The 26,587-nt window shown below is 70.5% G+C and carries 23 protein-coding genes; 6 read left to right on the top strand and 17 right to left on the bottom strand.

The window, feature by feature from the left end:
* Window positions 1-8: 8 nt before the first annotated feature.
* From NZH93_RS35665 to NZH93_RS35655, 3 genes are read right to left on the bottom strand one after another with little or no spacing between them, the layout of a single operon-like run.
* Window positions 9-2,114, bottom strand: coding sequence for a hypothetical protein (locus tag NZH93_RS35665; RefSeq protein ID WP_259627690.1), 2,106 nt, complete (start codon window positions 2,112-2,114; stop codon window positions 9-11).
* On the bottom strand, window positions 2,111-2,524 hold the full coding sequence (locus NZH93_RS35660) for a GtrA family protein (protein ID WP_259627689.1): 414 nt from the start codon (window positions 2,522-2,524) through the stop codon (window positions 2,111-2,113). The genes NZH93_RS35665 and NZH93_RS35660 overlap by 4 nt, the downstream gene beginning before the upstream one ends.
* On the bottom strand, window positions 2,521-3,513 hold the full coding sequence (locus NZH93_RS35655; RefSeq protein ID WP_259627688.1) for a glycosyltransferase family 2 protein: 993 nt from the start codon (window positions 3,511-3,513) through the stop codon (window positions 2,521-2,523). Before NZH93_RS35655 ends, NZH93_RS35660 begins: the two co-directional genes overlap by 4 nt.
* A gap of 223 nt (window positions 3,514-3,736) precedes the next feature.
* Between NZH93_RS35655 and NZH93_RS35650 the strand changes: the two genes are divergently transcribed.
* Entirely contained in the window at window positions 3,737-5,560 is a 1,824-nt protein-coding gene (locus NZH93_RS35650; RefSeq protein WP_259627687.1) for a PIG-L family deacetylase, read from the top strand.
* On the opposite strand, the gene NZH93_RS35645 is transcribed toward NZH93_RS35650, so the two are convergent.
* On the bottom strand, window positions 5,535-6,437 hold the full coding sequence (locus NZH93_RS35645) for an LLM class flavin-dependent oxidoreductase (RefSeq protein ID WP_259627686.1): 903 nt from the start codon (window positions 6,435-6,437) through the stop codon (window positions 5,535-5,537). The two genes, NZH93_RS35650 and NZH93_RS35645, sit on opposite strands and share 26 nt — an antisense overlap.
* 80 nt (window positions 6,438-6,517) lie before the next feature.
* Between NZH93_RS35645 and NZH93_RS35640 the strand changes: the two genes are divergently transcribed.
* Window positions 6,518-7,330: an HAD family hydrolase gene (locus NZH93_RS35640; RefSeq protein ID WP_259627685.1), complete on the top strand. Its 813-nt coding sequence runs from the start codon at window positions 6,518-6,520 to the stop codon at window positions 7,328-7,330.
* 47 nt (window positions 7,331-7,377) lie between these two features.
* On the opposite strand, the gene NZH93_RS35635 is transcribed toward NZH93_RS35640, so the two are convergent.
* From NZH93_RS35635 to NZH93_RS35600, 8 genes are all read right to left on the bottom strand, one after another.
* Window positions 7,378-8,100 carry a DapH/DapD/GlmU-related protein gene (locus NZH93_RS35635; protein WP_259627684.1) on the bottom strand — a complete coding sequence of 241 codons (723 nt, stop codon included), beginning with the start codon at window positions 8,098-8,100 and terminating at the stop codon, window positions 7,378-7,380.
* Window positions 8,101-8,237: 137 nt separating this feature from the next.
* Complete coding sequence (locus NZH93_RS35630) at window positions 8,238-9,929, bottom strand: LGFP repeat-containing protein (RefSeq protein ID WP_259627683.1); 1,692 nt, start codon at window positions 9,927-9,929, stop codon at window positions 8,238-8,240.
* Between the two features lie 357 nt (window positions 9,930-10,286).
* A complete protein-coding gene (locus NZH93_RS35625) occupies window positions 10,287-11,282 on the bottom strand; it encodes a lysylphosphatidylglycerol synthase transmembrane domain-containing protein (protein ID WP_259627682.1) in 996 nt (331 codons plus the stop codon).
* Between the two features lie 68 nt (window positions 11,283-11,350).
* Complete coding sequence (locus tag NZH93_RS35620) at window positions 11,351-12,583, bottom strand: acyl-CoA reductase (protein WP_259627681.1); 1,233 nt, start codon at window positions 12,581-12,583, stop codon at window positions 11,351-11,353.
* Window positions 12,580-13,638 (bottom strand): LuxE/PaaK family acyltransferase, encoded by a 1,059-nt coding sequence (locus tag NZH93_RS35615; protein ID WP_308214281.1) that lies wholly within the window; start codon window positions 13,636-13,638, stop codon window positions 12,580-12,582. The genes NZH93_RS35620 and NZH93_RS35615 overlap by 4 nt, the downstream gene beginning before the upstream one ends.
* Window positions 13,639-13,643: 5 nt before the next feature.
* On the bottom strand, window positions 13,644-15,047 hold the full coding sequence (locus tag NZH93_RS35610; RefSeq protein WP_259627679.1) for an AMP-binding protein: 1,404 nt from the start codon (window positions 15,045-15,047) through the stop codon (window positions 13,644-13,646).
* Complete coding sequence (locus tag NZH93_RS35605) at window positions 15,044-15,787, bottom strand: SDR family NAD(P)-dependent oxidoreductase (protein WP_259627717.1); 744 nt, start codon at window positions 15,785-15,787, stop codon at window positions 15,044-15,046. Before NZH93_RS35605 ends, NZH93_RS35610 begins: the two co-directional genes overlap by 4 nt.
* Before the next feature lie 7 nt (window positions 15,788-15,794).
* Window positions 15,795-16,034, bottom strand: a complete 240-nt coding sequence (locus NZH93_RS35600; RefSeq protein ID WP_259627678.1) for an acyl carrier protein — start codon at window positions 16,032-16,034, stop codon at window positions 15,795-15,797.
* 295 nt (window positions 16,035-16,329) lie between these two features.
* Here NZH93_RS35600 and NZH93_RS35595 point away from each other — a divergent pair, with 295 nt between their 5' ends.
* The 3 genes from NZH93_RS35595 to NZH93_RS35585 all read left to right on the top strand — a co-directional run bounded on the left by NZH93_RS35595 (window position 16,330) and on the right by NZH93_RS35585 (window position 20,597).
* Window positions 16,330-17,427, top strand: coding sequence for a DegT/DnrJ/EryC1/StrS family aminotransferase (locus NZH93_RS35595; RefSeq protein WP_259627677.1), 1,098 nt, complete (start codon window positions 16,330-16,332; stop codon window positions 17,425-17,427).
* Window positions 17,424-18,404, top strand: coding sequence for a Gfo/Idh/MocA family protein (locus NZH93_RS35590; RefSeq protein ID WP_259627676.1), 981 nt, complete (start codon window positions 17,424-17,426; stop codon window positions 18,402-18,404). Before NZH93_RS35595 ends, NZH93_RS35590 begins: the two co-directional genes overlap by 4 nt.
* Window positions 18,405-18,530: 126 nt before the next feature.
* Window positions 18,531-20,597, top strand: a complete 2,067-nt coding sequence (locus NZH93_RS35585; RefSeq protein ID WP_259627675.1) for a N,N-dimethylformamidase beta subunit family domain-containing protein — start codon at window positions 18,531-18,533, stop codon at window positions 20,595-20,597.
* Window positions 20,598-20,645: 48 nt separating this feature from the next.
* On the opposite strand, the gene NZH93_RS35580 is transcribed toward NZH93_RS35585, so the two are convergent.
* The 4 genes from NZH93_RS35580 to NZH93_RS35565 all read right to left on the bottom strand — a co-directional run bounded on the left by NZH93_RS35580 (window position 20,646) and on the right by NZH93_RS35565 (window position 24,665).
* Entirely contained in the window at window positions 20,646-21,272 is a 627-nt protein-coding gene (locus NZH93_RS35580) for an acyltransferase (protein ID WP_259627674.1), read from the bottom strand.
* Complete coding sequence (locus tag NZH93_RS35575; RefSeq protein ID WP_259627673.1) at window positions 21,273-22,472, bottom strand: glycosyltransferase family 4 protein; 1,200 nt, start codon at window positions 22,470-22,472, stop codon at window positions 21,273-21,275.
* A 70-nt stretch (window positions 22,473-22,542) separates the two neighbouring features.
* Complete coding sequence (locus tag NZH93_RS35570) at window positions 22,543-23,484, bottom strand: NAD-dependent epimerase/dehydratase family protein (RefSeq protein WP_259627672.1); 942 nt, start codon at window positions 23,482-23,484, stop codon at window positions 22,543-22,545.
* A gap of 50 nt (window positions 23,485-23,534) precedes the next feature.
* The gene (locus NZH93_RS35565) at window positions 23,535-24,665 is read right to left on the bottom strand and encodes a DegT/DnrJ/EryC1/StrS family aminotransferase (protein WP_259627671.1); all 1,131 of its coding nucleotides are present in this window, start codon (window positions 24,663-24,665) and stop codon (window positions 23,535-23,537) included.
* A gap of 100 nt (window positions 24,666-24,765) precedes the next feature.
* Between NZH93_RS35565 and lhgD the strand changes: the two genes are divergently transcribed.
* A complete protein-coding gene (lhgD, locus tag NZH93_RS35560; RefSeq protein ID WP_259627670.1) occupies window positions 24,766-25,959 on the top strand; it encodes an L-2-hydroxyglutarate dehydrogenase in 1,194 nt (397 codons plus the stop codon).
* An 18-nt stretch (window positions 25,960-25,977) separates the two neighbouring features.
* Here the strand turns inward: lhgD and NZH93_RS35555 are convergent, their stop codons facing one another.
* A complete protein-coding gene (locus NZH93_RS35555; RefSeq protein ID WP_259627669.1) occupies window positions 25,978-26,535 on the bottom strand; it encodes a dihydrofolate reductase family protein in 558 nt (185 codons plus the stop codon).
* Between the last annotated feature and the right edge of the window lie 52 nt (window positions 26,536-26,587).

Raw genomic sequence — 26,587 nt, 5'->3', positions numbered from 1 at the left:
GTTTCCCTTCACGAGGCTTGATCAGCGGAAACGTCCGCCGCCCGGCGGCGGCGGATCACCAGGAGCGCGCTGAACCCGAGCGCGCCGAGCAGCCCGAGTGCCGCGGCGGCCAGACCCGGCACGAGGCCGGGCGCGCTCCAGGTGAGCTTCAGCTCGCCACCGTCGCGGACGTCGACCAGCACCAGACCCGCCGGGCCTTCGCGCACGTCGACGGGCTTGCCGTCCACCTCCGCGCGGTAACCGGGCCAGGCCAAACGGGCGAACGCGAGCGTGCCCGAACCGGTGAACCGGACGGTTTCACTACGGTCCGTGGAGACGTCCGAGGAGACGTTCACGTCGGTCCAGCCGACTCGACCGTCCGGCCACGCCAGCGGCGTCCCGCGCCGCAGCACCGTGACGAGATCGTTGCGCTCGGTGACCTGCCAGCCCGGCGGCACCTGCGGGTCGCGGTTCACCGCGCGCTGCACGACGACCGTCTCCACCCTGAGCAGGTCGAGCAGCGTCTGCCCCGCCAGGTCGGTCGGCTTGAGCAGCTTGTCCAGCGACTGCGGGCACGTGGTGCCCTCGTAGTTCAGGCAGGTCGCCTGGTTGAACTTCCTGTTGCCCATGCCGGTGTACGAGCTGACCATGTGCGCGTCGAGCAGCAGGCCGTTGTTGCCGATGACGACCGAGCCGACCTGGAAGGTCGTGCCCTGGTAGTCGTGCATCGCGCGCCGCTCGGAGACCTTGTTCGGCAGCCCGTAATCGGCCACGTCGGCGTTCTTCGGGAACCACGCGGTCTGGAGCGCCAGCACCGCCGCGACACCCGCCACGAGCACGACGTACAGCCCGCGCCCGCGGGACAGCCGCACCGCCAGCGCCGTGCCGACGGCGAGCACGACGAGCGACACGGCGTGCCGCCTCCAACTCCAGGCGTCCGCCGAGAAGCTCACGTAGGCGGTGAACAGCAGCACGCCCGCCGTGATCAGCGCGCGGGACCGCAACCGGTCCTTGCGCAGGCCGCTGCTCAGCAGGACCGCGAACACGATCCCGACGGCGAGGAAGACCACCTCGACGTGGCGCAGCGGGAAGCGGAACATCCACATGTTCGACGGCCCGGTCGCGAGCAGCAGGTAGCCGCCCATCACGACGAAGACCCCCAGCAGCTCACGCCACCGGCGGCGCAGCACGCCCCAGTCCAGCCAGGGCAGCAGCGGCACGACGAACCAGGCGAAGTACATGCCCGGCACGCTGAGCCGGAGCGGGTTGCCGAACGTCCAGATCATCGGTAGCTGGCTCGGCGTGCTCAGGCTCAGGAAGTCCGACAGCGCGGGCACCAGCACCCCGTTGCTGGCGAAGCCCTGCCCGGCCCGGTCCGTCACCGCCGAGGTGCCCAGCAGCGGCAGGTAGACCAGCGGCACGACCAGGCCGATCAGCACACCGACGACGAACACCCTGATCACCGCGGCCCGGTCGCGGGCGAACCACGACTCGACCAGCAGCGCGAACAGCACGGCGCACACACCGAGCAGGCCGTACGGGTTGCCGGTCGTCACCGCCAGCGCGCCGAAGAGGAACGGCCACAGCGGGCTGCCCGCGCCCCTGGCCACCCGGCGGGCCGACCACCAGGTGAACGGGATCCAGGCGAACGCCATCAGACCGGCCGCCCAGGACGCCGCGTCGTAGTAGAGCGTGAACCCGCCGAAGGGCAGCGCGACGGCGATGGCCGCGGCCGCGCCACGGCCCGCCCCGTACTCCCGGACCAACAGGTAGGTGCCGAGCGCGAGCAGCGCGAGGAACTCCGTCTTCACCACGAGCGCGGCGAGCGAGAGGTCGTCGAACCGCGAGACCAGCACGTAGTTGGCGACGTTGACCGGGTTCCACAGGCCGAACAGGGCCTCACCGGCGAAGTTGCCGCCGACCCAGTTGTCCGGGGACATCAGCTTCGGCCAGTCCCCGGCGACGAACTGCTCACCCAGGTAGTGCCACGAGGGCAGGAACTGCGCCGAGCTGTCGTCCCAGACGTAGAAGAACCGGTTGCGCAGGAACGGGAGCTGGGCCAGCAGCACGACGGCGAGGCACACGCCGAAGGCGACCACCCCACCGTGGAGCGGCCTGCGGGCGACCGAGTTCAAGACTTGAGCTCTCTTTCGACTTCGACTTCGACGCTGCGGTCGATGAGCACGAACTGGGCGACCACGAAGGTCAGCGGGATCGCGGCCGCGGCGGCGACGAGGGGCGCGACCTGCTGGTTCATCCCGAACCAACCGACGAGCACGTACAGACCGACCGTGCTGATCACGAAGTTGGTGGCGTTCGACAGCGGGAAGAGCAGGAACTTCTTCCACGTCGGACGCGTGCGGAAGGTGAAGTAGCAGCTCAGGAAGTACGACCCGACCATCGCCAGGCAGAACCCCAGCACGTGGGCCGCGAGGTAGGGCAGCACGAGCTTGAACAGCAGGTACAGCCCGTAGTAGACGGCGGTGTTGACCACTCCGACCAGACCGAACCGGATGACCCGCCCCAGGGTGGACTTCCCGATCACGGCGCCGACCGCTCCAGGAACTGGCCACCGGCCGAGTCGCGGCCCAGCGGCACGGCGACCGGCACCTCACGGGGACCGCTCGACTCCTTCACCAGGAAGTGCGGCCGCTGCTTGGACTCGTAGTAGATCCGGCCGAGGTACTCGCCGATCACCCCGAGGAACAGCAGTTGCAGGCCGCCGAGGCCGAGCACGCCGCACATCAGGGTCAGGTAGCCGGGCACGGCCACGCCGTCGCGCAGCGCGTAGACGAGCAGCCACGCGGCGTACCCGAATGACAACGCTGTCACCAGCCCGCCGAGGTAGATCGCCAGGCGCAGCGGGCGGTTGTTGAACGACACCACGCCGTCGATGCCGTAGTTGAGCAGCTTGCGGAACGTCCAGGTGCTGTCGCCCGCCTGCCGGAGCACGTTCTCGTAGTCGACGATCGCGGTGTCGAAGCCGATCCAGGCGAACAGGCCCTTGGAGAACCGGTTGTACTCGCCGAGCGACAGCAGCGCCTGCACCGCGCGCCTGGTCAGCACCCGGAAGTCGCCGACACCGTCCTCCAGCTCGACGTCCACCACCTTGTTGATCACGCGGTAGTAGAGCTTCGAGATCATCTTCCGCAGCACCGGCTCGCCGTGCCGGGTCCGCCGCGCCACCACCTGGTCGTAGCCGTTGGACAGCAGCGACGTCATCTGCCCGAGCAGCTCGGGCGGGTGCTGGAGGTCGGCGTCCATGATCGCCACGACCTCGCCGCGCGACTGGCTCAGACCGGCCAGCATCGCGGCTTCCTTGCCGAAGTTCCGACTCAGCGCCAGGTAGGTGAACCTGGGGTCCGACTCCGCGAGGGCGCGCAGCTCCCGCAGGGTGCCGTCGGAGCTGCCGTCGTCGACGAGGATGACCTCGAACTCCTCGGCCACCCCCGGCAGCACCCGGCTGAGTTCCTCGTGCAGTTGTGCCAGACCGCGCTCCTCGTTGAAGCACGGGATGACGACCGACAAACGCATGGGTTCCTTTCCGGTCGGTTCGTGCAACCCACCCGACCCCCAGGACGTCTGGGATGACGTGTGCGTTGCCCAACCCACCTCGGATCACACCTGTTTGGATCCGTCGTCGTACCAACGGATAAACTACGCGCTGTCACGAGGGCGGACTGCTGCCCCTCGCTTCACCACGGCACCACCAGGGCGGACATGTGCGGACCAACGACAGCTTGCCCTCGTAAGCGCTGTGCCACGACTCAGGGTGTTCGCGGCGCTGATCCTCACGGTCTTCTTGCTGGCCTGCGCGCCGAGGCCCGGTGAGCCTCCGCGCGATTCCAGCCCGTTGTCGCTCCAGGTCGTCGCCCACCAGGACGACGACCTGCTGTTCATGAACCCGGACGTGCGCGACGACGTGCGCGCCGGACGGGCCGTGGTGACAGTCTTCCTGACCGGTGGGGAGGCCGCCGCCTCGGACCCCGCCGAGTACATCGCGGGCAGGCAGGCCGGTGTCCGGGCCGCCTACGCGGCGATGGCGGACGTGGTCGACGACTGGGTCGGCGAACCGCTGCGGATCGACGCGGACCACCAGGTCGAGCAGTACTCGCTGCGCGCCCGCCCGTCCATCAAGCTGATCTTCGTGAACCTGCCGGAGGACGGCACGCGCACGGCGCCGGGCGGCGGGCACGCCCTGCGCAGGCTGTGGGCCGACCAGAACGAGTCGGTGCGGATCCCCACCGTGCAGCCGCGCGGCTCGCGGATGGCCAAGGCCTCCACGTACCGCCGGTACGAGCTGCTGGACATGCTCCAGACGCTGATGGAGCGGTTCCAGCCGACCGTCATCCGCACCCAGGACTCCGAGCCGCGCAAGGACTACCCGCACTGGAAGCCGTTCCACGACCACCCCGACCACCTGATGACGGCCAAGTTCACCGAGGCCGCGGCGCGGAACTACCGCGACTCCGCGCGTCGGCCGGTGTTCCTGGAGTTCGGCTACCGCGACTACAACATCGAGCAGTCGCCGGTGAACCTGCACCCCGCCCAGCAGCAGCAGAAGCTCGCCGACTTCGAGCGCTACAAGGAGCACGACCCGCTGATGGGCAAGCAGGCCAGCTACGACAACTGGCCGCGCCGGATGTACCAGCGGTGGCCGCGCGGGGTGTCCTGGGCGGGCCGCGACGAGAGCGGAAAGCCGTGGGCGTTCGCCGTGCTCTCGGGCAGGCTGCGGTCCTGGAGCGGCGACTCCTGGGAGCACGCGGACCTCGGCGACCCCGGCGGACCACTGGTGCCGGGCGTGTCCGTCGCCACGGGCCGCCACGGCCTGGAGGTGTGCGGCCGCAGGCAGGACGACGACACGATCGCCTGCTGGCGCGGAGGCCGGTGGACCGGTCTCGGCAGCCCGGACGGCTCCGACGGGGTGTCCACGCCGACGGTCGTCGCGATGGCGGACGGGCGGCTGGCGCTGTTCGTGCTCAACGGCTCGGACGGGGTCAGCAGGCTGGAGCAGGACGGCTCCGGTTCGTGGCAGGACAGGTGGACCGACCTCGGCGGGTCGGGGTTCCGCGACGGGCTCGGCGCGGTCAGCGGACCGGACGGCGTGGAGCTGTTCGCGATGGGCCCCGACGGGCTCCAGCACTGGCAGGGCGGGTGGCGGCCGTTCGGCTCGGTCAAACCCGCGGGGGCTCCCGTGGCGATCGGCTCGAACGCGCTGGCCTACCGGGTGGCGAACTCCGGCGAGGTCGCGGTCAGCGAACGGGGCCCGACGGGCTGGTCCCCGCCGGTCACCCTCCCCGGCCCCGGCGGGTCGGGTGACGTCGCGGGGGTGTCGCGCGACGGCCGGTTGACGCTGGTCGGCCGGGACGACAGGGGCAAGGTGGCGATCACCCGCGAGCGCGCGGACGGCGGGTTCGACCCGTGGTCCGGCATGAACGGCGACACCGTCGACTCCCCGACGGTGCTGACCGACGTGAAGTCCTGCGCGATGGTGCTGGCGATCGGCCCGGACGCGCGGCTGCGGGTGAACGCGCAGACGCGCACCGACGCCGAGTTCAGCGGGTGGCGGTCGGCGGGCTAGAGGAGGTCAGCTCGGGGAGGACGTCCGCCGCGACCTGTTCGAGCACCGACTCGCGGCCCGCGTAGACGCCGTCCTCCCGCGGCCAGTGCGCGACGGCGTCGGTGAAGCCCAGCTCACGGGCGCGGCCGACCGCGTCGCGGAAGCGCTCGACGCTGCTCAGCGAGTACACCGGCGCGGAGTCGAGGTTGAGGTAGCGGTCCGCCGTCCAGCGCTCGCGACCGATCGCCGCCAGGGTGTCGTCGAACCTGGCCGCGATCTCGGCGACACCGCGCCACCAGGCGTCGTCGTCCTCCGTCGGCGGCCCGGTGGTGACCCAGCCGGTGCCGTAGGCCGCGGCGACCTTCATCGCCTTGGGGCCGTTCGCCGCGATCAGGAACGGCAGCCTCGGGCGCTGCACGCAGCCAGGAGCGCCGCGGGCCTCCTCCGCGGCGAAGTGCTCTCCGCGGAAGGTGGTGCGGTCCCTGGTCAGCAACTGGTCGAGCAGTTCGACGAACTCGCCGAACCTGGCCGTGCGCACCGCGGGCGCGACCGGCTCGGCGCCCAGCACCGTGGTGTCGTAGCCCGCGCCGCCCGCGCCGACGCCGAGGGTGAAGCGGCCGTCGGAGACGTCGTCGATCGTCAGCAGTTCCCGCGCGAAGGGCACCGGGTGCCGGAAGTTCGGGCTCGCCACGAAGGTGCCGAGGCGGATGCGCGACGTGACCATCGCGGCGGCCGTGAGGGTCGGGATCGCGGAGAACCACGGGCCGTCGACCAGGCTGCGCCAGCCCAGGTGGTCGTAGGTCCACGCGTGGTGGAAACCGAACTCCTCAGCCGCCCGCCACTTCGGTTCAGCCACCCACCAGCGGTGTTCGGGCAGGATCACGATGCCAATGCGCACCCGCAGACAGTAACGAGGTCGTCGACCGGAGGCGAAGCGGCGTTCACCGACCACTCCTGGTGACAAGGCACTATGGGCAGGTGGAAAGACCTCGGCTGGTTGCCTCGGACGTTGACGGAACCCTGCTCGGACCGGGCGAGCGGGTGAGTGCGCGAACAGCGTCCGCGATCAGCAGGGTGCAGGCGTCGGACATCCCGTTCGTGCTGGTCACGGGCCGCCCGCCGCGCTGGGTGCCGATGATCGCGGAGGCCGCGGGGACGACCGGCTACGCGGTGTGCGCCAACGGCGCGGTGCTCTACGACATCGGCGCGGACCGCGTCGTGTGGCAGACCGGGCTCGACCCGGTGCGGCTGGCCGACCTGGCGAGCGCGCTGGACGCCGCGCTCCCCGGCTGCTCGGTGGCGACCGAGCGCGTGGGCACCACCGCGGTCAGCGAGGACGTCCAGCCGTTCGTCGCCGAGACCGGCTACCGGCACCCGTGGCGCGACAGCGACCACCGCGCGGTGACCAGGGCGGAGGTGCTGGGCCACCAGGCGATCAAGCTGCTGGTCGGGCACGAGAAGATGACGAGCGCGGAGATGGCGCTGGCGGCGAACGCGCTGCTCGGCGACGAGGTCGAGATCACCTACTCCAGCAACTCGGGGCTGATCGAGATCTCGGCGCCGAACGTGACGAAGGCCTCAGGCCTGTCCGACGTGGCCGACCGGTTCGGCGTGGACGCGGCGGCCGTGATCGCGTTCGGGGACATGCCGAACGACGTGCCGATGCTGTCCTGGGCGGGCCACGGGGTGGCGATGGCGAACGCGCACCAGGAGGCGCTGGACGTGGCCGACGAGGTGACGGCCTCGCACCTGGAGGACGGCGTGGCGCTGGTGCTGGAACGCTGGTTCTGACCGCGGGTGGCGGCTTCCGGCTCACACCGTGGAAGCCGCCACCGCGATCACAGCGGCAGAGGGGCTTCGCTCGACGCCAGCGGCTTCGCGGGTTTCACGTCGAACCACCAGGTGAACGCCTCCCGCAGCTCCTCCGGGAGGTCGGCGGGCACCAGCAGCTCGGCGTAGGCCGCGGCCAGCAGGCGCACCACGTCCTCCCCCATGCCGGAGCGCGTCATGCCGACCGCGTTCACCCCGTTCAGCCTGGCCGGGTTCCCGTAGGCCATGGCGAACGGCGGCACGTCCTTGGTCACCGCGCCGCCCATGCCGACCATCGCGCCCGGCCCGATCACCCGGCGCTGGTGCACCACGGCGTTCATCCCGACGTTGACCCGGTCGCCGATCTGCACGTGGCCGCCGAGGCTGGTCCCCGCGGACAGCGTGACGCCGTCGCCGACCTGGCTGTCGTGCGCGACGTACACCCGGTTGAGCAGCCAGCAGTCGGCGCCGACCCTGGTCGGGCGGTAGCTGCCCTGGTGGATGGTGCTCAGCTCGCGCACCACCGTGCGCGGGCCGATCTCGACACCGCTGTGCGCCAGATCGCCGTCCCACGCGCGGTTGTGCGGCTCGCTGCTCAGCTCCGGCGGGGTGCCGATCACGCAGCCGGGACCGATCCAGCAGTCGTCACCGATCTTCGCGGGGCCGAGCACGACCGCGTTCGGCCCGATGGTGACCCGCTCACCGAGGACTACTCCGTCACCGATGACGGCACTGGGATGAACGTGGCTCACGCTGCTCCTCGGGATCCGACGACGTCGGTCGGCCAGTTTACGGGGCGGCCGGCGCACCCCGTGCCACCGCACCTGGTCCGGGAAAGCACGAGGGCCGGTGCGCTGGAACGCGCACCGGCCCTCGTGGTCAGGGGACGTCAGCCGCGCGGGGCGCCGCCGTTGATCGAGATCTTGGTGGCCTCGCGGCGCACCTGCTCGATGTCGGGCTTCGCACCGTCCACAGCGGACTTCGAGGACTTCGCCGAAGCGCCGTTGTAGTCGTAGTAGCAGACGTTCTCGTTGTAGTCGCAGAGCACGTAGCCGTAGTCGAACTGCTGGTAGAACTGGGCGTTGCCCCAGCTCTGGTAGTCGGACGACGCGTAGCCGAGCGGGCTGCTGGTGCCGCCGAGGTACCACCACACCTCACGGAAGTCCCACCCGAGGGTGACCGTGGAGCGGCCGTTGCCGTCGAAGATCGTCGCGGCCTGGAACTGCTGGAACTGGTACGGGCCAACAGGACCGACCTCGGTCATCGGCAGGCCGTAGTCGGCGACGTCACCGTCGGCGCGCAGCTTGGCCAGGTACTGGTCGCGCACCAGGAAGGCACCGGTGTTGGCGCCCCAGAGGATCACCTTGTTCGGACCGAACAGGACGTACAGGCCGTCCCGCCCGTTGGTCGAGTACTGGTCCGACGTCGGGAAGCCGAGCGAACCCGTCACGCCGCCGAGTGCCTCGAACTTCGCGCGCAGCGCACCGCTGATCCAGTGCGTGCCCCTTGAGTCCGAGTGGAAGACCGTGACCTGGGTGGTGAAGTTCGCGTACTGGCCGTCGCCGACCTTGCCGACGTCCGCGAGCGGGTAGCCGAAGCGACCGTTGGGGCCGCCCTCGGACCAGAACTTGCTGTTGATCGGGCCTTCGAGCCGGACAGCGGACGTGCTGGGCGACCAGTAGATGGTGCCCGTCTCGGTGCCGACGTACCAGCCGGAACCGGCGCTGGCCGTCTGGTCACCGGTGAGCATGCCGTTGAAGCCCACCGGACCGTCGACGGAGAGGTACTTGTCGCGCAGGGCGCCGCTGATCCAGTAGGCCACGCCGCTCGGACCCTTGAAGAGGGCGACCGCCTCGCTGAAGTTCTGGGACGTGATCTGGGTCGGGCCCCCGTTGTTGTCGGCCCAGGCGTTCTCCACGGCGGTCGGCCAGCCGAACGTGCCGTTGACGCTGCCGTACGCCCAGTACTTCTGCCGCATCGCCCCGCTGATGGGGAATGCGCCGTAGGCGTCGGAGTAGTACACGGACACGCCGTTGCTGAACGCGGACGCCGCACCCCCCTGGAAACCACGCGAAACGGGGACCTGGTCCATGGTCGCCACGCTGATTGCGCCGTCCGGACCATTGGTGGTGCCATTCCACACGCCCGCGATGGCACCGGAGAACCAGTGCGCGCCATTCGCGGCGTCGTGGGTGATCGTGACGTTCTTGGAGAACCTGGCGTAACGAATGCCGTTGGCCTGGACGACCTCGGTGCCGACCAGGTCACCCGCGAACGCGGCGCCGCCGAGCTGCTGCCACTTGGTATAGACCGGGGACTGCTCCCACGGGTCGTCGGCGGCGGCGGCCTTCAGGGCCGCCTCGGGGGCGACCGCCTCGGCCTTGGCGGGCGCGGGTGCCTCCGAGCTGGAGGTCGGCGTCGAAGCCGAGGTCTCCGCAGGTGGCGTCGCGCTGGACGGCGCGGGCGGTGCGACGCTGGACTCCGCGGGCGTGGAGACCGCGGACGACGACGAAGGCGTCGAAGTCGGGTCCGCGCCCGCTACTCCGGCCAGAGCAGGCAGAAGACTCGCTGTGGTCGCCAAAATGGCAGCGACCAGCGAGACAGAACGACGAGAAGACATGCTTGTTCCAACCCCCCGTGGTGATGAATGGTGACGCGAGGCAATCCCCACCGGCACTCGCGTCAGCAGATCCGAGATCGAGTCTGCCCGAAAAATCTTCACTTGAAAAGCAGAATCTGGAGATCAGCGGCGAACATCCACAGTTCATTGAGGACTTTCGAAAACACGGCCGACTTCACGTCGAACGGTGTAACGAAACCAAACGCCGCACCGATGGTGTTGCCCGGCTCGTCTTTGGACGGAAATTCGCGTCCACGACGGACAGCGCCCCCCGAGCACGTGTGCTCGGGGGGCGCTGGAAGAGCGGGACGAGGAGCGTCAGGCCGCCTGCGGCGCCCGTGCGCCCGGAGCGGTACGGCGGCGGAAGGCCGCGATGGCGGCGGCCGTGCCCGCGGTGACCACGTCGGCGACGATGAACATCAACCGCGACGCCACCGCGAACGCGAGGCCCTGCACCGGGTCGATGCCGCTGGCGGCCAGCACGGCCACGATGACGGCCTCCCGGACACCCGCGCCCGAAGGCAGGAAGAACGCGAACAGGCCTGCGGTCATGCTGATCGCCATGGCGCCGATGCACAGCAGCAGGCCGCTCACGCCGGGAGCGCCGACCGAGTTGGCCAACAGCCACATGTGCGAGCCGAAGGCCGCGTACGCGAGCAGCGAGAAGCCGAGCACCTTGCCGATGGTCGACCACTTGAGCTGGTGGTCGAGCGGCGGGCGGCGCAACGTCTTGAGCACCAGCGAGGTGCCCCAGGTGAGGATCTTCGGGTGCAGCGCGGCGAGACCGACCGGCAGCAGCGCGAACAGCCACAGCGCCTGCGGGGTCTCCGCGAAGATCACCGGCAGCGCGATGATGCCGAGCAGCAGGGACGCCACCGTCGCGATGCCGAGTTGCACCAGCGAGCCGGTGAAGATCCGCGCGCGCGGCAGGCCCGCCTTGCGGCCGAGTTCCATCTGGAGCAGGTACGCCCACACCGAACCCGGCACGTACTTGCCGAGACCGCCGACGAGGCAGATCTGGGCGCCCCGGAAGATGCCGATCGGCTTGCCGAGGTCGTCCACGATGGTCTGCCAGGCGATCGTGTTGAACAGGATCGCCGCCATCACGGCGAGCTGGCTGAGCAGGCTCGACTGCCAGGCGACGGCGGCCAGCGTGTGCCAGACCTCGTTCCACTTCGTGACCAGCGCGTAGCCCGCGAACGCGATCACGACGACCACCAACAGCCTGCGGGCCCAGGTGATGATCAACGCCTTGGTCGACTTCTGCTCTGCGGCGGCCTCGGTTGCTGGGACCTCGGCTTCGGCGGTCGTCATCTGCTCTCCAGGAGAGTCGCTGGTATTGCCATGTGCGGCAGGGACTTGCGGCGGCACGGGCATCAGGCTCAGACGCTGACCGTGGTGAGCCTGCTGAACTCGGACAGCAGATCGTAGCCGTCCCAGACAGCGGCGAAGCTGAGGGCGGACCCGAACGGCACGATCCGGTCGATCCCGCGCCCCGCCACGGTGTTCGCGAAGTCGACGAGCTCGTCGCGGGAGAAGCCGAACGTGCTCAGCGTCTGGTCCTTGCGCTGCACGATCCCGGCGAACTCGGCGAGGCTGGTCAGCGCCGCCTGGGGGAAGGTGCCGACGCCGAGCCACTCCCTCGGCACGGCCGACGGGTCGGCGAGTTCGAGGGTCGCCACGGCGTTGCCGTCGAAGCGGATCTCGGTCGCGTGGCCCTGCGCGGCGACGCCGTAGGCGGACACCCGCTTCTGCACGGCCATCGCGGGTTCGACGACGAAGTTCTTGCTCGCCACCACTTCGCCCAGCAGGCCGCGGAACTCCTCGCGGCCGAGCCGCGCGGCGGCGTCGTCGCCGACCCAGAACAGCGTGCGCGGGGACGAGCAGGCGGCCTGGTCGAACCAGTACGAGTCGTTGTAGAAGCCGATCACGGCGTCGCGCCGCTGCTCGGCTGTCGCGGCCTGCCAGCCCGCCACCGAGATCGCGGCGAACGACGCGCGGTCGGGGAAGGTGAGGTCGCGGGCGTTCGGCGCGAGCGGGTGCTTGCGCAGCTCCGCAACGGACCGGTCGCCGCCCCAGATCACCCGCAGCTCGCACGCGGCCGACAGCGCGGCGGTCACCGCGTCGTCGCGGCCGTAGGTGACCATGCGCTGGGTCTCCGCGATGATCGGGTGCGCGTCCGCGAGCGCCTCGTTGAGGGCTTCGATCACGGTCTCCGCGGCACCGGCCGAACGGGACGAGATGCGCACCACGTTGGGGTTGCCCGCCAGCGCGGACAGCGCCCACGAGTAGACGAAGATGGTGTCCACGTTGGCCGGTGGCACGTGGAAGACGAGGCCGCGCGGGAACCTCAGCGCGTCACCCCTGGTCTCCATCGTGGACAGCGCCTTGGCGATCTCGCCCCGGCGCAGGAAGAACCCGAGCGAGGCGAGTTCCGGGTAGCGCCGCGCGGTCGCGGGCGCGAGCAGCTTGCGCGCGAACTTCACCAGGAAGTCCACGACCCGCTCGTCGCCGACCTTCAGCCTGCCGCCCGCGGGCTCGCCGGACAGCTCGGCGACGAGGGTGTCGACCTCGACGTCCGGCCCGGCCGGGAAACGCTGCTGGACCTTGCTCACGCCGCTCCTCCGCTGAACGTGTCCGAACACCCGCGGGCCTCGGCGCGCGGCAGCCTGCCGAGCACGGAGAAGCGCTTGCCCGGCCAGTCGCCGTCGTCGATCCCGTGCACCACGCCGAGGTCCTCGGTCAGCAGCGCGTGGCCGGGGTAGGAGCGCGGCACCGTGCTGACCACCTCGATCACCCCCGGCACGCCCACCGGCTGCTCGGCCCAGGTCTCCGGGTCGCGGATGACGACGTCGGCGAAGTCCGGGCAGTACAGCGAGTTCCCGGACGGCCCCTCGACGAACACGGTGCCCAGTTGCTCGACCATGCCGTAGTAGTTGTGGATCCGGGTCAACCCGGTGTCCTGCGCGAATCGGCGCCGGAACTCGGTGTTGTCGACCGCGCGGTCGATCAGCTTCTTCCAGCCGCCCGAGTGGATCAGGATGCCGTTGGACAGGTCGAGCCGGTGCTCGCGGGCGACCTCGTAGAGGTACTGCCACACCATGAAGGTGAAGCCGAAGATCAGGAACGGCTCGTCGCCGTGCGCGGCCAGGAAGCCCTTGATGGCCTCGACGTCCGGCTGGTCGTCCTCGTCGAGCGCGTAGACGTGCTTGCGGCCGAAGTTCGCCATGCCCAGCACGCCCGCGCCGCGGGCGGAGAACGAGCGCCGGTTCTTGATGATGCCGATGGTGTCGACCATCAGCATCGGCAGCCGCTTCTCGCCGAGCACGGCTTGCAGCGTGCGACCCAGGTACCGGGGCTGGTCGGCCGCGGCCTCCTTGTCCAGGTAGATCCGGGACACCTCGGCGCCGGTGGTGCCGGACGAGGTCAGGACCTTGAAGACCTGGTCGTCCGGCACGCTCTTGAGCACGTGGTGCTTGAACATCCGCACCGGCAGCCACGGCACCTGCTCGACGGACCCGAAGTCGGCGCCGCGGGCGTGGCCCAGCGAGCCGAGGATCCGGTCGTACGGCTCGCAGTGCGCCCGGTGGTGCTCGGTCAGCTCCGTCAGCGCGGGCAGCAGCGCCGCCTCGCGCTCGGACTGGCCCAATCCGAAAACACCCTCAACGATCGCTGTCACGCCCGTCCCTCCAGGGAGCGGTAGTCGACCTTGCCGCTGGCGAGCAGGGGCAGGGCGTCGACCTCCCGCACGTCGAATCCGGACACGTGCATGTGCAGCCTCTCCGCGAGTTCGCGGGCGACCGCCTTGCGCGTGTCGGCACCGCGGTCCTCCAGCCAGACGACGACCTTGTCGCCCGCGGGCACCGCGGCGACCACACCGGTGTCCAACCCCGAGGCCCGCACCAGTTGTTCCAGGTCGTCGAGGTTGACGCGGTTGCCGAACACCTTGCCGATGCGCTTGAGCCTGCCGGTGATGAACAGGTAGCCGTCCTCGTCGAGCCTGCCGAGGTCGCCGGTCTCCAGCACGCCGCCGCGCGAGTCGCCGTCGGCCAGCTCGGCCTCCGACTCCGCGTAGCCCATCATCACGTTCGGCCCGCGGTAGAGCACCTCGCCCACGACGCCCGGCTCGGTCGTCTCGGCACCGTCCTCGGTGCGGATGGCGAACGCGCCACCGGGGAGGGCGGGGCCGGCGGACCCGAGCTTCTCGGCCAGCTTCCCGGCGGGCACGGTGGCCATCCGGGGCGCGGCCTCGGTCTGGCCGTACATGACGAACATCCGCCCGCCCGCCGCGACCATCTTGTCGTTGAACTCGGTGACCAGGTCCTCGCGCAGCTTGCCGCCCGCCTGCGTGATCGTGCGCAGGCTGGGGTACTTGGCCGGGTCGAAGCGCAGGCGCTTGAGCATCTCGTAGTGGTACGGGACGCCCGCCAGCGACGTGATCTTGTGGTCGGCCACGGCCTGCCAGAACGGCCTGCCCATCACGCCGGTGGCCTCGACGACCACGGTCGCGCCGCGCAGCAGGTGGCTGTTCAGCACCGACATGCCGTAGCTGTAGTGCAGCGGCAGGCTGGTCGGGGCGACCTCGGCGGCGTCGACGTCGAGCACCTCGGCGATGGCCTCGGCGTTGCTCAGCACGGCCGCCCTGGACAGCCGGACGAACTTGGGGTTGCCGGTGGACCCGCTCGTGGGCAGCAGCACGGCGAGGTCCGGGTGCGGCTCCACGCCGTCGGCGGCCTCGCGCACCCAGGCCGGTCCGCCGACCTCGCCGGGCCGGTAGCCGTCCGGCGCGTCCCCGTCGGCGCCCAGCACGGCGGCCGGGCGGAAGGCCGCGACCAGCGCCAGCAGCACCTCGCGGTCCTGGCCCGCGTCCAGCAGCGCGACCGGGCGGCCCGCGGTGAACGCGCCGAGGTAGCGCAGCACGCTCGGCACGTCGACGGCCGTGCGCGCGAACACCACGCCGACGGGCAGCGCGGACAGCTCGGCGGCCAGCCCGGCGACCCGCGTGCGCAGGTCCTCGCCCGCCAGTTCCGTGCCGTCCGCCGCGTCGACCAGCCGAGCGCCGTCGCCGAGCAGGCTCACAGCACGAGCCCCCCGTCGACGCCGAGCACCTGGCCGGTCACGAACGACGCCTCGTCGCTGACCAGGAAGCGGATCACCCGCGCGACCTCGTCGGCTTCGCCGAGCCTGCTCAGCGCGGTGTCCTTGACGACCCGGTCGAGCACGTCGTCGGACTGCCCTGCGGTGAGGTCGGTCTTGATCACGCCGGGGGCCACGGCGTTGACCCGGATGCCGTAGCGGCCCAGCTCCTTCGCCGACGACCTGGCGATGCTCGCGACCGCGGCCTTGGTGGCCGCGTACACGAGCTGGCCCGCGTTGCCGCGCTCGCCGACGATCGACGCGAGCAGCACGATCGACCCGGTCTTCTTGCGCATCATGGCGCGCGCCGCGGCCTGCACGGTCGCGATGGTGCCGCTGACGTTCGTGGCGAGCATCCGGTCGACGTGGTCGTCGCCGATCATCCCGATCAGCGCGCCCTCCAGCACACCGGCGCTGGCGACGAGCGCGTCGACGCGCCCGTGCTCCTTCGCGATGGCCCGGAACACGTCCTTGACCGCGGTCGGGTCGGTGACGTCCAGCGCCAGGCCGCTGACCGCGGCCCCGTGCCGTTCGGCCAGCTCGCCCGCGCGCTGCTTCGCCACGGCCTCGTCCCGCCCGGTCAGCACGACGGTCGCGCCGGACGCGGCGAGCGCGTCCGCCGTGGCCAGCCCGATGCCGCGGGTGCCGCCGGTGACGACCGCCACCCGGCCGGACAGGTCGATCCGCGCGTCAGTCACCGGCACCCAGTACCCGCAGCATGTCGAGCGCGACCTTGAAGCTGCTCATGTCGATGACCTGGTCGGTGTCGAACTGGACGTCGAACTCGTCCTCGATCGCCGCGACCAGCGCCATGTGGCCGACCGAGTCCCACTCCTCGATCTCGCGGTACTTCAGGTTCTCGACGTCGACGCCCTCACCGAGCCCGAGGGCTTCGACGAAGGTGCTGCGCAGCCGTTGCTGCAAGTCCATCTGAGTTCTCCCGTGTCCTGGCCTGCGACGTCCAGCGCGGGTGCTGGCACCCGCGAGTCGGCGGCCCAGAGTACGAGGGTAGCCGGTGCTCGGCACCCGCAGAGCCGCGGTGGCGGGCGCGCGGGCGCGAGTGGCCGGGTTACGCCCGCCCACCCCACGGCATTTCCTGCCGGTGAACGCGGGTAGCCTGCCACGGTGCTCGCTGCGCTCATGTGCTAGCAGCTCCCTGACCTGCTGCTGAGCCAGACCGGACCGGTCTGTCTCCACGCGGCCCCGCCCGATGGGAAGACGGAGAATGATCCCAATCACCGTTGTCGACGTGCGCGACGCGGAGCCGTACGTGCTCGAAGTGCTCCGCTCGGGAGTCATCGCCCAGGGCCCGATGGTGAAGCGTTTCGAGGACACCTTCGCCGAGATCTCGGGCGTGAAGCACGCGGTCGCCGTGAACAACGGCACCACGGCGCTGGTGGCCGCGATCCAGGCGCTGGACCTGCGACCGGGTGATGAGGTCGTGACCTCGCCGTTCACCTTCATCGCGACCCTCAACGCGATCCTGGAGGCGGGCGCCACCGCGCGTTTCGCGGACATCCGCGAGGACGACTTCTGCGTGGACCCGGACGCGATGGCGGACGCCATCGGGCCCCGGACCAAGGTCCTCATGCCGGTCCACCTGTACGGGCAGACCGCCGACATGGGCAAGATCGCCCCGCTCGCCGAGGAGCGCGGCCTCGCGCTCGTCGAGGACGCGGCGCAGGCCCACGGCGCGAAGTTCGACGGGCGTCCGGCGGGCAGCTTCGGCCTCGGCTGCTTCTCGTTCTACGCGACGAAGAACATCACCACCGGCGAGGGCGGCATCATCACGACCGATGACGACGCCGTCAACGAGAAGCTGCGGATCCTGCGCAACCAGGGCATGAGGCAGCGCTACGAGTACGTGATGGCGGGCCACAACTACCGCCTCACCGACCTCCAGGCCGCGGTCGCCATCCCGCAGCTCGCGAAGATCGAGCAGATCACCGCGAAGCGCAAGGCGAACGCCGCGACCCTGTCCGAGGGCCTCGCGGGCGTGCCCGGCCTGGTCACGCCGACCGAGCTGGCGGGCCGTTCGCACGTGTGGCACCAGTACACCGTGCTGCTGACCGCGGACGCGGCGCTCACCCGCGACGAGTTCTCGGCCAAGCTGACCGAGCGCGGCATCGGCAACGGGATCTACTACCCGAAGCTGGTCACGGACTACGCCTGCTACCAGGACAACCCGAACGTCATCGCGTCCGAGACGCCGGTGGCCAAGCGCGTCACCGAGCAGTGCCTGTCGATCCCCGTGCACGCGGGTCTGACCGACGACGAGCTCGCCACCATCGTCGGCACCATCCGGGAGGTGTTGGGCGCGTGACCGCACGTCCTCGGATCCTGCTCGTCGGGACCGGCACGATGGGCTCGCTGCACGCCCGCGTGCTGTCCCAGTCCGACCGCTGCGACCTGGTCCGCGTGGCCGAGCCGCGCGAGGAGGTCGGGCGTTCGGTCGCGGACCGGTTCAACGCCTCCTGGTCGCCGGAGATCGGCGACCTGTCCGACGTCGACGCGGTCGTGCTCGCCTCGGCGACCGAGTTCCACCACGGCCTGGCGCTGGACGTGCTGGCGCAGGACAAGCCGCTGCTGGTCGAGAAGCCGGTGTGCGACGGCCTGGCCGCCAGCGAGGAGGTCGTCCGGATCTCCGCCGAGCGCGGCATCCCGTTGATGTGCGGTCTGCTGGAGCGCTACAACCCGGCCGTGCTGACGGCGCTGTCGCTGGTCGACAGCCCGGTGCACGTGGCGGCCACGCGGCACTCGCCGTACGCGCCGCGGATCCGCACCGGCGTCTCGTGGGACCTCCTGGTGCACGACGTCGACCTGGCGATCCGCACGTTCGGCGGGGTCGACCCGGTCAGCGTGCAGGGCAGCTTCGGCTACTTCCACCCGACGTCGGTCGACGACGCCGAGGACATCGCCGAGACCGTGCTGCGGTTCGACGGCGGCGGCCTGGCGACGGTGTCCGCGAGCCGGGTCGGCCAGCGCAAGGTCCGGTCGCTGGTGATCACCGAGCTGGACCGGCTGATCGAGGCCGACCTGCTGCGCCGGGACGTGACCATCTACCGGCACGTGTCGAACGACGCCGCGACGCCGGACGGCCGCGGCTACCGCCAGCAGTCGATCATCGAGATCCCCGAGCTGGTCTCGGCGCGCGAGCCGCTCGCCGCCCAGCTCGACCGGTTCCTGGACATCCTGGCCGGAACGGTCGACGCGGACGAGGAGCGCGACGCGATCCTGCCGTCCCACCGCGTGGTGGCGCAGGTGTTCGAGAACAGGAAGGCCGCCCCCGCGGGCGTCTGACCAGCAGCGAGATCGCAGGGGGTGTGCTCCGTCACGGAGCACACCCCCTGCGCCATTCAGGTGATCCATGTCACAGCAAACGTCCCCTTGGCGATACATCCCACGTATCAAGGGGAGGGGTTCACCGTGGCATACGACCAAAATCAACGCTTCGTCCGGCTCGTACCGGGGGGTACCGGGATCGTCTACGCGATCCAGGCCGACGGGGTCCTGCTGTGGTACCGGCACTCGGGTTGGCAGACCGGCGCGGCGTCGTGGAGCAACGGCGGCGGGCTCGCGATCGGCAGCGGGTGGCAGCAGTTCAAGACCGTGCTGGCCGCCGCGGACGGCCAGCTCTTCGCGATCGGCGAGGACGGGTCCATGCGCTGGTACAAGTACCAGCTCACCGATCCGAACACCGGGGCGGGGACCTGGCACGCGGCGAGCGGGTCGGTGATCCGCACCGGGCTCCAGGCGTACCCGCGGATCTTCGGCGGGTGGAACGGCGTCTTCTACGCCATCGACACCAGCGGCAACCTGCACTGGTTCCGCTACCTGGCGGGCAACGGCACCAACGGGGCGGGCGCCTGGCACGCCAACAGCGCCGCCGTGATCAGCGGCGGCTGGAAGCAGTACTACGCGGTGTTCGCCGACCCGAACGGCGTGATCTTCGGCATCGCGCAGGGCGGGAACCTCCTGTACTGGTGGCGCTACCTGGCGGGCGACGGCACCAACGGCGTCGGCGCGTGGACCAACGGCGGTCAACCATGGGTGATCGGCAGCGGGTTCTCCGACGACGCCAACAAGTCCTGGTTCTCCAACACCGCGGGCACGGTCTACCTGGTGTGGCTGGACACCGCGACCACACCCGGCTACGACGACAAGCTGAACTGGTTCCGGCTGGTCAACTCGGAGACCATCAACGGTGACTGGACGGGCGCCTGGGTCAACGTCGGCGCGCCGCTCCAGATCGGCGCCGGGTTCTCCGTCGAGTCGACGGCCGCGCTCCAGGGGTACGCGAACGACCTGAGCCCGCGCCCCGGCTACACCCAGGGCTTCCCGGTCTCCAGCACGTTCACCACGGTCGAGGCGACCATCGAGCGGCTGGCCGTGAGCGGGCAGTCGCCGGGCACCGTCGTGTGGGGCCCGGTCAGCCAGCCCGGCCGCCTCCAGCCGCTGCCCGGCGGCTACCGGGCGACCGGCTGCGGCTGGACCCCGGACTTCTCGCTCACCATCCCGGCGACGTGGCGGTCCGGGGTGTACGTGTGCAGGCTGCGCGGGGTGCTGAACGGCGTGCAGCACCTCCGGTTCGACATCCCGTTCGCGGTGAAGCCGACCGCGCCGTCGTCGCCGATCGCGGTCATGCTGCCGACCAACACCTACAACGCCTACAACACCTGGGCGGGCCACAACGCGTACAGCAGCGCGGGCCAGTCCGGGGTGCAGCGGACGATCGCGTCGCTGCGGCCGAGCGACAGCGTGTGGACCGACGACCGGGCGAACCTCAGCCACACGTTCTACTCGGACCAACTGCTGCTGCGCTGGCTGGTCACCAAGGGGTACTCGTTCGACTGCTACCAGGACGGTGACCTGGACGCCGACGGCACCTGGCTCGGGCAGTACAAGGCGCTGGTGCTCGGCAGCCACGCGGAGTACTGGTCGCAGACGATGAAGGACCGGGTGAACACCTACCTCGGCGCGGGCGGGCACGTGATCGCCACCGGCGGGAACACGATGTTCGAGAAGGTGTCCTGGTCGGCGAACGGCGACTCGGTGGTCTTCCGCACGACGAGCGGGCTGCGCGAGCCGATGTGGTTCGCGAACCTGGGGCAGCCGACCTCGGCCGTGCTCGGGTCGGACTGGGACGGGTCGGAGTTCATGACGTTCGCCCCGTACCGGGTGGCGAACACCGCGCACCCGTTCCTCGCCGGCAGCGGGCTGGTGAACAACGACACCTTCGGCGCGCAGTCGTACAACCTGGCGGCCAGCGGGTGGGAGGTCGACCGCAGGCCGGTGCCGTCCCCTCCCGGCGCCCAGCTCATCGCCGTCGGGCAGAACAGCGGCGGGGACAACGGCGCCGAGATGATCCAGTTCACCCGGCCGGGCGGCGGCTGGGTGTTCAGCACCGGCTCCATCGCGTTCAACGGGTCGCTGGCGCTGGACGCCACGTCGTCGCTGGTGCTGAAGAACGCGCTCGACGCCGCGATCGTCTAGCGGACCGCCACGCGGGTGCCGTGCGCCTGACGGCACCCGCGTGACGGGTCAGGGCTTGTCGAACTCGCCCGCGGGCGCTCCCCAGACGACGGTCTCGCCGCGTTCCTCGGCCAGCTCGCGGCGGCGCTTGTTCTCCGCGCGCACCCGCTCGGCCTCGCCCTGGATGTACTCGTCGTCGTAGCGCTGGAACACCCTGGCCGGGTTGCCCGCGACCAGGCTGCGCTCGGGCACGTCCTTGGCCACGACCGACAGCGGCTGCACGGTGGCGAAGTCGCCGATCGTCACGCCGGGCATGATCACGCTGTTGCCGCCGATGAAGCAGCCCTTGCCGATGCGGACCGGCTTGCGCTCGATCAGGTCGGTGCCCGAGTGGTTCTCCAGCATCATGTTCGCGAGCCAGCTCGAGTGCGTGAAGACCAGGCAGTTGAGCCCGATGCTGGTGTGCTCGCCGATCTCCATGCCGCCGCTGGCGTCGAGCACGGCGCCCTCGCCGATCCAGCAGTGGTCACCGATCTTGAGGCGGTCCGGGCTGATCACCTTCGCGCGCTCGCGGATGCGGGTCGTCTCGGGAAGGCCGAACAGCTTCGCCCGCTCCTGGTCGTTCATGAACTGGCCGACCAGCTCGGTCAGGATGTGCGGCCGGAGCCGGTTGCTGCGCTCGTCGTCGAAGAACATTCAGTGCTTCCCTGCCGGGGTCGAAGCGGACATCAACTCGAACACGTCGAGGTGCTTGCGGGTCACCGTGTCCAGCGTGAACCCGTCCAGCACCACGGCGCGCTGCCTGCACGCGATCCGCCTCCGCTCCTCGGGGTCGGCCAGCAACCTGTTCAGCGCGGTGACGAGGTCCTCGGTGTGGTCCGGCCGGACCAGCACGGCGTTGTCCCAGTTGCGCAGCTCGACACCGGGGAAGTTGGTCTCGCGCACGGCGCAGATGGTCGCCCTACCGGCGGCCATCGCCTCCAGGCTCGCTGTGCCACAGCCTATGCCCTGGAGGTCGTGGGCGACGACGTCGGCAGCGGCCAGGTAGGAGGGCACGTCCGCCCTTGGCACGGCGCCGGTGCTGAGGAACGCGTGCGCCACCCCGAGCCGTTCCGCCCGGCGCAGGTACGCGTCGTAGTACTGGTGGCCGACGACGAGCACCTTGGTGTCGGGGTGTTCGGCGAGCACGCCCGGCATCGCGTCGACCAGTGCCGTCCGGTCGCGCAGCGGGATCACGTGCCCCAGCGACACGACCAGCGGCCCGGTCCCGATGCCCAGCTCGGCCCGCACGTCCCTGGTCGGCGGCTGCGCGCACCACTCGGGGTCGACCGCGACCGGGATGTGCTCGAAGCGCTCCTCGCCCGCGCCGTACCGCGCCGCGCAGTAGGTGGCCGCGAGCTCGTCCATGATCACGAAGCGGGGACGGGCCAACCCGATCAGCGGCCGGACGAGGAACCGGTCGAGCGCGCGGAACAGCAGCGAGTAGGCCCTGTTCCGGCTCTCCAGCCTCGTGTGCACCGACAGCAGCACGGGGATCCCGCGCTTGCGGGCGTACCAGCCGGTCAGCCAGCTCAGGTCGAGGAACTGGCCGTGCTGGTGGATGACGTCCGGCCGGAACTCATCGAGGACGCGGAACACCCGGCGCAGATTGCTCGGCCGGGTGGTGAAGGTGATGTCGAAGTCGATCGACAGGCCGAGCTGCGGCATGCCGAACGCGGGCAGCCGGTGCACGCGGTAGCCCCGGACGACCTCTTCGGCGGGCGCGTCGTGGTACGCGGCGGTGAGGAGCACCACCTCGTGCCCCTGCCGGACGAACCTCTCGGCGAGCGCCGAGGCGAGGTGCGCGCTGCCCCCGACCCTCGGCGGGAAGAAGTTGTTCACTACCGCGATGCGCACCCGGCGACCCCCTCGGCCGTTCGCGGACGACGCGGCCCCTGCTCGGGGCCGCGTCCGCAGGTCCGCTGGGTCAGGTGGTGGCGGTGAGCTTGACGAGCTCGTTCATGCCGTCCTCGACCGAGATGGTGGGCTCCCAGCCGAGCACCTCCTTGGCACGGGTGATGTCCGCCGCGCGGCGGGACACGAGCACGTCGCGCGGGTTGAACGTCGGCTCGACGTCCACGCCGACGGCGTTGATCAGGATCTTGGCCAGGTCCGCGACCGTGGTGTCGATGCCGGTGCCGATGTTGACCGGCACGTTGGCCTTCTCCGACTCCAGCGCCGCGACGACCGAGCGGGCGATGTCCGTCACGTGGATGAAGTCCATCGACTGCTCGCCCTTGCCGTCGATGACCGGCGGCAGGCCCTGGCGCAGGCGGTTCACGAAGTGGTTGATCACCGAGGTGTAGTACGCGGTGGTCTTCTGGCCGGGGCCGTAGACGTTGAAGAAGCGCAGGCCGACCCAGGACAGGCCCTTGGTGCGCTCGTAGAAGCCGAGCAGGTCCTCACCGGAGCGCTTGGCGATGCAGTACGGCGTGAGCGGCGCCAGCTCGTCGTCCTCGTGCATCGGCAGCTTCTTCGGGTCGCCGTAGACCGAGGCGGACGACGCGTACACGAGCCTGCGCACACCCTGGTCGGCGGCGGCGGCGAACACGTTGTGGTTGCCGACCATGTTGATGTCGACGCTCTCGTACGGGTCCGAGACGCTCTTGTTGATGGAGACCGCGGCGAGGTGGATGACGCTCTCGCAGCCCTTCATCGCGTTCTGCACCGCGCCGCCGTAGCGGACGTCCTGGTCGATCAGCTCGACGTTGCCGGTCGCGACCAGCTCGGCGACCTTGTCGCGGTCACCGCGGAACATGTTGTCGAAGATGCGGACCTTGTAGTCGCGTTCGAGCAGCATCGGCACGACGTGCATGCCGATGAATCCGGCTCCACCGGTGACGAAGACCGTGCGCTGGGACGAGGACATGCGGGGTGACTCCTGTGGTCGAGGCTCTCGGGTACGTGCTGGGTGAACGCTCAGCGGACTTCGCTGAGCACCTCGCGGAGCGTCTTGGCGACTCGCTCCACCTGGTCGTCGGTCAGGTTGGCGTGCATCGGGATCGCCAGGTGCCTGCGGAACAGGTCCGCCGACACCGGGCACGGCGTGGTCTGGCCGTAGACCGGCTGGACGTGCGAGGCGTACGTGCCGAAGTTGCACTGCACTCCGCGCTCGCGCAGGCGGATGGCGACCTCGCCGCGGTCGACGGACGGGTCGAGGGTCACCACGTAGGACTGCCACGGGTGGACCCGGTCGGGCAGCTCGACCGGCAGGGTCAGGCCGTCGACGCCGTCGAGCAGCTCCTGGTAGCCCTTGGCCGCGCGGGCGCGGTTCGCGAGCAGCGTCGGGAGCCGGTCGAGCTGGGCGAGCATGATGCCCGCCATGACGTCCGACATCCGGTAGTTGTAGCCGGCGACGTCGAACGACGGCACGGGCAGCTCGCGCGCGCCCTCGCGGCTGAGCGCGGGCTCGATGCCGTAGGTGTGCAGCTTGCGGGCCTTGGCGGCCCACTCCGCGTTGTTCGTGGTCAGCGCACCGCCTTCACCGGCGGTGATGCCCTTGCGGCCGTGGAAGCTGAAGGTGGCCGCGTCGGCGAGCCCGCCCGCGGGCCTGCCCTTGTAGCTCGCGCCGGATGAGCAGGCGCCGTCCTCGATGAGGAACAGGCCGTGCTTGTCGGCGATGGCGCGCAGCTCGTCGTAGTCGGCGGGCTGGCCGAACACGTCGACGGCGAGGATGCCGACGGTCTTCGGCGTGATGGCCGCCTCGACGGCGGCCGGGTCGACGCTCCAGATGTCCGGGCGCACGTCGGCGAAGACGGGCTTCGCGCCTGCCCACATCACCGAGTGACCGGTCGCCGGGAACGTGTAGTCGCCGACGATGACCTCGTCACCCGGCTGGACGCCTGCGACCTCGAGGGCCAGGTGCAGCGCCGCGCCGCAGTTGTTCGTGGCGAGCACGTGCTCGGCCCCGGCGACCTCGGCGAACCGCTCTTCGAACTTCGCGCAGGTCGGTCCGGCCCCGGAGAGCCAGCCTGTCTCGAAGACCGCGGCGACGGCCGCGAGCTCTTCCGCGCCGACGGTGGGTTGACCCAAAGCGATGGTGTCGGACATGCCACTCCCAGTATTCGACCGCGGGTGAGTCTATAGGTGCCTGACCTGCACCCCCGGTCACCCCCGTAACCTCGGGGTCACACGAACGAGAGGGCGAGACGTGCAGCACATCGTGGTGATCGGTGGGGGGATCGTCGGACTGGCGACCGCCGCCGAGCTCGCCGACCGCGGCAACCAGGTGACCGTTCTGGAGAAGGAGTCGCACTGGGCCGCCCACCAGACCGGCCACAACAGCAATGTGGTGCACGCGGGGCTCTACTACAAGCCCGGATCGCTCAAGGCGCGGATGTCGGTGGCGGGCAACGCCTCGATCATCGACTTCGCCCGTGAGAACGGCGTGCCGTTCGAGGTCTGCGGCAAGCTCGTCGTGGCGACGGCCGAGGAGGAGCTGCCGAGGCTGATGGCGCTCGCCGAGCGGGCGGAGGCCAACGGCGTGCCCGCCAAGCTGATCTCCGCGGCCGAGGCCCGCGAGTACGAGCCGGAGGTGGCCTGCGTGGCCGCGCTGCGGGTGGAGAGCACCGGCATCATCGACTTCCCCGCCGTGTGCTCCGCGCTGATCAGGAAGCTGGAGGCCCACGGTGCCGACCTGCGCCTGAACAGCCCCGCGCTGGCCATCCGCCGGGCACTGGCCGGTGGCGGCGTCGAGGTCGCGACCCCGCAGGGCGTCGTGCGGGCCGAAGCGCTGGTGAACTGCGCGGGCCTGCACAGCGACCGGGTCGCGAAGCTGGCGGGCCTCACCCCGGCCGCGACGATCGTGCCGTTCCGCGGCGAGTACTTCGAGCTGCGCCCGGACCGCCGCGACCTGGTGCGGGGCCTGATCTACCCGGTGCCGGACCCCACGCTGCCGTTCCTCGGCGTGCACCTGACCCGGATGCTGGACGGCAGCGTCCACGCGGGCCCGAACGCCGTGCTGGCCCTGCGCCGCGAGGGCTACCGCTGGCGCGACGTCTCGCCGAGCGACCTCGTCGACGTGGCCAGGTTCCCCGGCACCTGGAAGCTGGCCCGCAAGTTCGCCAGGACAGGTCTGGAGGAGGTGCTCCGCTCCTTCTCGCGCAAGCGCTTCGCCGCGAGCCTGGCCAGGCTGGTGCCCGCCGTCCAGGAGGCCGACCTGGTCAAGGCCGAGGCGGGCGTGCGCGCACAGGCGATGCTGCGGGACGGCTCGCTGGTGGACGACTTCCTGATCGAGAGCGCGCCGCGCCAGGTGCACGTGCTCAACGCGCCGTCACCCGCCGCGACGGGCTCGCTGGAGATCGCGAAGCACGTGGCGGACCTCGCGGTGGCGCACCTCGACTAGGCGGGTGCCGCCACCGGCTCAGCGGGTCCGGTAGTACGTGTAGACCAGCCCGCTCGCGAAGGCGCGCTCCTCGACCAGGTCGAGGTCGAGGCGCACGCCGTCGGGGAAGAACCGCTTGCCGCCGCCGACCACGCTCGTGGTGGTGAACAGGTGGTACTCGTCCACCAGGCCCGCCGCGATGGCCTGTGCGGCGAGGGTCGGGCCGTCGACGGTGAGGTCCGCCTCGGCCTCGGCCTTGAGCAGGCGCACCGCGTCCGGGTCGAAGGTCCGCTCGATCCTGGTCTTCGCGCTGGTCACCGACTCCAGCGTCGTGGAGTACACGACCTTCTCCGCGGCCTGCCAGTCGCGGGCGTACTGGAGGATGTGCGGCGGCGCGTCGGGCGCGGTGTGCGCGGTCTCCCAGAAGACCATCGTCTCGTACATCCGCCGCCCGTACAGGTACGTGCCGACGGGGCGGAACAGGTCGTTGACGAAGGTGTGCACCTCCTCGTCGTCGGCTCCGGTGCCGAGGCCGCCCTCCGCGGCCTCGGCGTAGCCGTCGAGCGAGGTGATCATCGAGTAGATGAGCTTCGCCATGCTGGTCCTCCGGGTGTCGGCATCGGTCCTACCTGCTCTGACCTCCGCGCGA

The organism is Umezawaea endophytica (genome assembly GCF_025061645.1).
Taxonomy (GTDB): Bacteria; Actinomycetota; Actinomycetes; order Mycobacteriales; family Pseudonocardiaceae; genus Umezawaea; species Umezawaea endophytica.
This window is presented reverse-complemented; position numbering and strand designations above follow the sequence as displayed.

Coding starts and splice junctions, on each gene's coding strand:
- NZH93_RS35625 (WP_259627682.1), bottom strand. CDS start 11,282: ATGACGACCGCCGAAGCCGAGGTCCCAGCAACCGAGGCCGCCGCAGAG.
- NZH93_RS35600 (WP_259627678.1), bottom strand. CDS start 16,034: ATGGACTTGCAGCAACGGCTGCGCAGCACCTTCGTCGAAGCCCTCGGG.
- NZH93_RS35570 (WP_259627672.1), bottom strand. CDS start 23,484: ATGTCCTCGTCCCAGCGCACGGTCTTCGTCACCGGTGGAGCCGGATTC.
- NZH93_RS35555 (WP_259627669.1), bottom strand. CDS start 26,535: ATGGCGAAGCTCATCTACTCGATGATCACCTCGCTCGACGGCTACGCC.
- NZH93_RS35580 (WP_259627674.1), bottom strand. CDS start 21,272: ATGTTCTTCGACGACGAGCGCAGCAACCGGCTCCGGCCGCACATCCTG.
- NZH93_RS35595 (WP_259627677.1), top strand. CDS start 16,330: ATGATCCCAATCACCGTTGTCGACGTGCGCGACGCGGAGCCGTACGTG.
- NZH93_RS35565 (WP_259627671.1), bottom strand. CDS start 24,665: ATGTCCGACACCATCGCTTTGGGTCAACCCACCGTCGGCGCGGAAGAG.
- NZH93_RS35655 (WP_259627688.1), bottom strand. CDS start 3,513: ATGCGTTTGTCGGTCGTCATCCCGTGCTTCAACGAGGAGCGCGGTCTG.